The organism is Streptomyces flavofungini, assembly GCF_041028215.1.
GTDB lineage: Bacteria > Actinomycetota > Actinomycetes > Streptomycetales > Streptomycetaceae > Streptomyces > Streptomyces flavofungini_B.
In genome coordinates, this window is the sequence record NZ_JASKYR010000656.1 from 1 (window position 1) to 4669 (window position 4669).

A 4669-nucleotide genomic window follows, 5' to 3' on the forward strand; every position below is an offset into this window, starting at 1 on the left:
TATCTGTACCACGGCTCGCAGCCGGCTCTGGGCGAGGGCCCGAAGAAGATCGCCCGTGGCGGGTCCGGAACGTTCCCGACCAAGCACGCCTCGTCCATCAGGACGGCCCGCCTCATCAAGCCGAGCGCGTCGACGCACGTCACGGACATCGACCAGACGTCGATCGCGCTGGACCTGAAGAAGTCCGCGGACGGCGTCACCGTGACGCTCCCCAAGAACCGCAGCCTGGTCGAGTCCGGCTGGTACATGCTGTTCGTGACGGACGACCAGGGCACGCCGAGCAAGGCGCGGTGGGTGCGGGTGCCGTAGCCCCGTAAGGGGCGCGGGGAACTGCGCGCTCAGCCCACGAGAAGCCGCAGTCGCATCTGCCGGGTCACCGAGCAGACGCGACTGCGGCTTTCGTGTGGTTGCTCGCGCAGTTCCCCGCGCCCCTAGGGAGCCTTTGCCAGGTCCAACGCGTATTCGGGCCACCATTGGCCAGCCTTGGGGCCGCCCCGGCACGTGCCGTCCGACTCGCCCGGACGCTTGATCCACAGGTACGCGTCGACGAGCGGATCGTCGGTCCTGGTCGTCGGCGCCTCGCCCAGCGCGCGGCCCGGCGGGTTGCACCAGGGGTCCTTGCCCTTGTCGTAGGGGCCGTTGCCGTTGCGGGCGGTGTCCACCACGAACGGCTTGTTGCCGATCTTCGCGGACAGCGTCTTGCCGAAGGCGACGCTGTCCTTCGTGGTCTGGAAGTTGGAGACGTTCACCGAGAAGCCGTCGGCCTGCTCGACGCCGGACCACTTCAGGGGCTCCCAGAGCGAGTCGGGGTTCTTCCAGCCCGCGTTGCCCGCGTCCAGGTACACCTTGGTGTTCTTCAGGGACTTGAGCTTGCCGATGGCGCCCTTGAGGAGGTCGTAGCGCTCCTCGTGGAACTGCTCCGGCGTGCAGTTGTCGACCATGTGGAGCACGGCGTCCGGCTCCAGGATGACCGTGGCGCGGCGGTCGCCGATGCCCTTGGCCACCTGGTCGACGAAGGCGCGGTACGCGTTGCCGTCGGCGGCGCCTCCCTCGGAGTACTGGCCGCAGTCGCGGTGCGGGATGTTGTAGAGGACGAGCAGGGCGTCGCGGTCGGCCTTGGCCGCGGCCTCGGTGAAGCCGCGCGCCTGCTCCTCCGCGTTCTCCGGGACGAGCCACTCGGCGACGGGCTGTTCGGCGATCTTCCTTATCTGCTCGGCCTCGTCCTTCTTGCCGTCCTTCTCGTAGGCGGCGACCTGCTTGGCCGCGTTGCCCTCGGGGTTGACCCAGTAGGGGTCCGTGCCCTTGGGCTGCTGCTTCACCGGCGTACCCGAGTCGCTGCCCGGGTCGTCACCGGAGGAGGAGCAAGCGGTAAGGAGCAGCGCGGCCCCCGCGAGCGCCGCTCCCGTCCGCACCCCCCTGGCCGCGAACCCAGGTCCGCGGCCGGTGTTCTTGCGGTACATCCACTCCCCCTTGGGTGCACTGTCGGTGCCTCAATCCTGGCATACGCCTCCCCTGCCCACGAGGTCCGCCCGCCTCGCGCGCGGAGCTGTGGAAGAGCTGTTACCGAAGCTCCGCCGACGGGTGCCACCTGCGCTGATGACGGAGTGACAGGGGAGGCGAGATGTCGTTGTCCGGGCTCGACTACCCCTAGGCCCACACGCCCATTCGCCCTAGAGTTCGTCCCACGGCCCCAGCCCCCGGCCGGTCGACCCTTCCGTACCGGAACACCCCCCAGAGCCTCCCGCGCCCGCCGGGTTACTCCCGCAGCTCGTGCGCGCACGGTCGAGGAACCGGTCCGGTCGGCGGCTCCGGGGGGAGCGAACCGCCGGCCGGACCCGGTGAACGCACGCCAGGACCCGGGCGGGCCCGCTAGCGCCGCACCCCCGTGAGGTACGCCGAGACGATGACGTTGGCCGTGTAGGTGTGGGCGGCCCGGTCGAAGGCGCCGCCGCAGGTGATCAGGCGCAGTTCCGCGCGGTTCTTCTCGTGCGGGCCGTAGGCCTTGACGGCGTCGAAGCGGTCGCGGGTGACGACCTGGACGTCGTCGACCGTGAACTCCGCGGTCGAGCCGTCGTCGCGGGCCACCCGGATCTGCTGTCCCGGGCGCACCGCGCTGAGGTCGTAGAAGACGGCGGGCCTGGTCCTGGTGTCGACATGGCCGACGAAGAGGGCCACTCCGGGAGCGCCGGGGCGGGTGCCGCCGCCGTACCAGCCGACGGTGTCGGGCTGTTCGAAGGGCGGGGGGTCGATGGCGCCGTCGGGGTCGAGGCCGCGGGCGCTCACCGGTGCCTCGATGCCGAGGTCGGGTACGTCGACGCGCCGCGGCCTCGACCGGCAGCTCTTCCACGTGACCGTGCTCAAGGGGACCGAGCCGGTGACCACCATGGACGACCCCGGGCCGCGCCGGGTGCGGCTGCGGCCGGGGGAGTCGGCGTACACCTCGCTCGTCTGGCGGTACTCGGCCGTCGACGCCGCCACCCGCGAGGGCAGCGGCGTCTACGTGGAGATCGGCCCCGCCGAGGGCGCCCCGCGCCAGACCATCGAACCGGAGGGCGGCCTCGACATCGGCGAGACGGGCCTGCTCGGCACGACCGCCTGGCAGCGGAGCCCGCGGGCCGAGGAGGGGGCGGGGGCGGCCGGGACCCGGCCCGCCCCGCCGCCGTCGGCTGACGGCACGCGCGTCCGCTGACGGTCCGTACGTCCGCTGACGGTCCGTACGGCCGCTACGGCACGCGCGCGGTCCATTCCGGATTCGTGAACTTCGTCCGCACCAGCTCCTCGGCCCGTGCGAACTCCGCCTCCGTCACGCCGTCCGGGGCGAGGCCGTAGCGGGCGGCGAAGGAGGCGATCATGCGGTCGATGACCGCCTCGCGGGGCAGACCCGTCTGGCGGCGCAGCGGGTCGACGCGCTTCTTGGCGCTCCTCGTGCCCTTGTCCGACATCTTCTCCTTGCCGATGCGGAGCACCTCCAGCATCTTGTCGGCGTCGATGTCGTAGGACATGGTCACGTGGTGCAGGACCGCGCCCGTGCCGCCCTCGGGAGCCACCACCCGCTTCTGCGCCGCCCCCGCGATCTTCCCCGCGTCCGTCGCGATGTCGTTCAGCGGCTGGTACCACGCCTTGATGCCCATGTCGGCGAGGGCGCCGAGCACCCAGTCGTCCAGATAGGCGTAGCTGTCCTGGAAGGAGAGCCCCTGCACGAGGGCGTCCGGCACGGACAGGGAGTAGGTGATGGTGTTGCCGGGCTCCACGAACATCGCCCCGCCGCCGGAGACACGGCGCACGACCTCGATGCCGTGCCGGACCGCCGCCTCGGCGTCCACCTCGTTGGAGAGCGACTGGAAGCTGCCGATGATCACCGAGGGGGACGCCCACTCCCACACCCGCAGCGTCGGCGGGCGCCGCCCCGCCGCCACCTCCTGGGTCAGGACCTCGTCCAGCGCCATGTGCAGGGCGGGCGCCTGCGGACCGTCGTGCACGAGCCGCCAGTCGTAGTCGGTCCAGTTCGTCGCCTGGGCCAGGGCGCGGCGCACCGCGACACCGAGCCCCTCCGAGGTGAGGCCGTACATCGTGGTGCCCTCGGGGAGCGCCGCCTCGACGCGGGCCGCGAGACCCGCGGCGTCGGTGTCGGCGGGCGCGCCCTCCAGCGCGCCGTTGATCGCCTCCAGCGCCTCGTCCGGCTCAAGGAAGAAATCACCGGCCACGCGCACGTGCCGCAGCACGCCGTCCCTCACGTCCAGGTCCACCACGACGAGCTTGCCGCCGGGGACCTTGTACTCACCGTGCACCGTGTTTCCTCCATGCCGCGCGTTCCGAAATCGTCCCCCACGCTAGCCGAGTGCCGGAATGTCCGATCCGACGGAAGATGGGGCAGAAGGACACCATGGGCAGTAGGACGACAGGGACGGCAGGGGCCCACCCGGGGTCCGGCGGAGCCAACGTGCGGAGCGGTCGATGAGCGGTCAGGCGGAGACGGGCACCGAGCAGGAGCGGCACATCCTGGTGACGGGAGCGACCGGCTACATCGGCGGGCGGCTCGTCCCCGAGCTGCTCGCGGCCGGGCACCGCGTGCGCTGCCTGGCCCGCACCCCCGAGAAGCTGCGCGACCATCCGTGGGCCTCCCAGGTGGAGGTCGTACGAGGCGACGTCACCGACGCGGAGTCGCTCGCCGGGGCGCTGCGCGGCATCGACGTGGCGTACTACCTGGTGCACGCGCTCAACACGGGCCCCGGCTTCGAGGACACCGACCGCAGGGCGGCGCGGACCTTCACCGAGCAGGCCGCCGCCGCGGGCGTCGGGCGCGTGGTCTACCTGGGCGGCCTCGTGCCGACCGGGGTACCGACCGCCGCCCTCTCGCCGCACCTGCGCTCACGGGCCGAGGTCGGGGAGATCTTCCTGGCCGCCGACGTGCCCGCCACCGTGCTGCGCGCGGCCGTCATCATCGGCTCCGGCTCCGCCTCCTTCGAGATGCTCCGCTACCTCACCGAGCGGCTGCCGGTCATGGTCACGCCGAGCTGGGTCGGCACCCGCATCCAGCCCATCGCCGTCCGCGACGTCCTGCGCTACCTCGTCGGCAGCGCGGACATGCCCGCGGAGGTGAACCGCGCCTTCGACATCGGCGGCCCCGACGTCGTCACCTACGAGGAGATGATGCGGCGCTACGCGCGCG

Annotated in this window: 5 protein-coding genes and 1 pseudogene; 3 read left to right on the top strand and 3 right to left on the bottom strand. The window is 71.9% G+C overall.

The window, feature by feature from the left end; all coding sequences use genetic code 11:
* A partial coding sequence (locus AB8Z36_RS31880) for a galactose oxidase early set domain-containing protein (protein ID WP_369216867.1) occupies positions 1 to 309 on the top strand: 309 nt, incomplete at its 5' end.
* Between the two features lie 122 nt (positions 310 to 431).
* Here the strand turns inward: AB8Z36_RS31880 and AB8Z36_RS31885 are convergent.
* Positions 432 to 1460 (bottom strand): glycoside hydrolase family 6 protein, encoded by a 1029-nt coding sequence (locus tag AB8Z36_RS31885; protein WP_369216868.1) that lies wholly within the window; start codon positions 1458 to 1460, stop codon positions 432 to 434.
* Between the two features lie 409 nt (positions 1461 to 1869).
* A pseudogene (locus AB8Z36_RS31890) lies at positions 1870 to 2325 on the bottom strand (class F sortase); the annotation flags it as partial.
* On the opposite strand from AB8Z36_RS31890, the gene AB8Z36_RS31895 reads away from it, so the two are divergent.
* Positions 2294 to 2689, top strand: coding sequence for a DUF4232 domain-containing protein (locus AB8Z36_RS31895; protein WP_440582049.1), 396 nt, complete (start codon positions 2294 to 2296; stop codon positions 2687 to 2689). The pseudogene AB8Z36_RS31890 and the gene AB8Z36_RS31895 sit on opposite strands and share 32 nt — an antisense overlap.
* A gap of 34 nt (positions 2690 to 2723) precedes the next feature.
* Here AB8Z36_RS31895 and AB8Z36_RS31900 read toward each other — a convergent pair whose 3' ends face one another.
* Positions 2724 to 3788: a lipoyl protein ligase domain-containing protein gene (locus tag AB8Z36_RS31900; protein WP_369216869.1), complete on the bottom strand. Its 1065-nt coding sequence runs from the start codon at positions 3786 to 3788 to the stop codon at positions 2724 to 2726.
* 166 nt (positions 3789 to 3954) lie between these two features.
* Here AB8Z36_RS31900 and AB8Z36_RS31905 point away from each other — a divergent pair.
* Positions 3955 to 4669: SDR family NAD(P)-dependent oxidoreductase (locus AB8Z36_RS31905; protein WP_369216870.1), on the top strand; the 715-nt coding region annotated here is incomplete at its 3' end.

Bases quoted from the DNA above. Each gene is read 5' to 3' on its own strand.
- AB8Z36_RS31895 (WP_440582049.1), top strand. From the start codon at position 2,294: ATGCCGAGGTCGGGTACGTCGACGCGCCGCGGCCTCGACCGGCAGCTC.
- AB8Z36_RS31885 (WP_369216868.1), bottom strand. From the start codon at position 1,460: ATGTACCGCAAGAACACCGGCCGCGGACCTGGGTTCGCGGCCAGGGGG.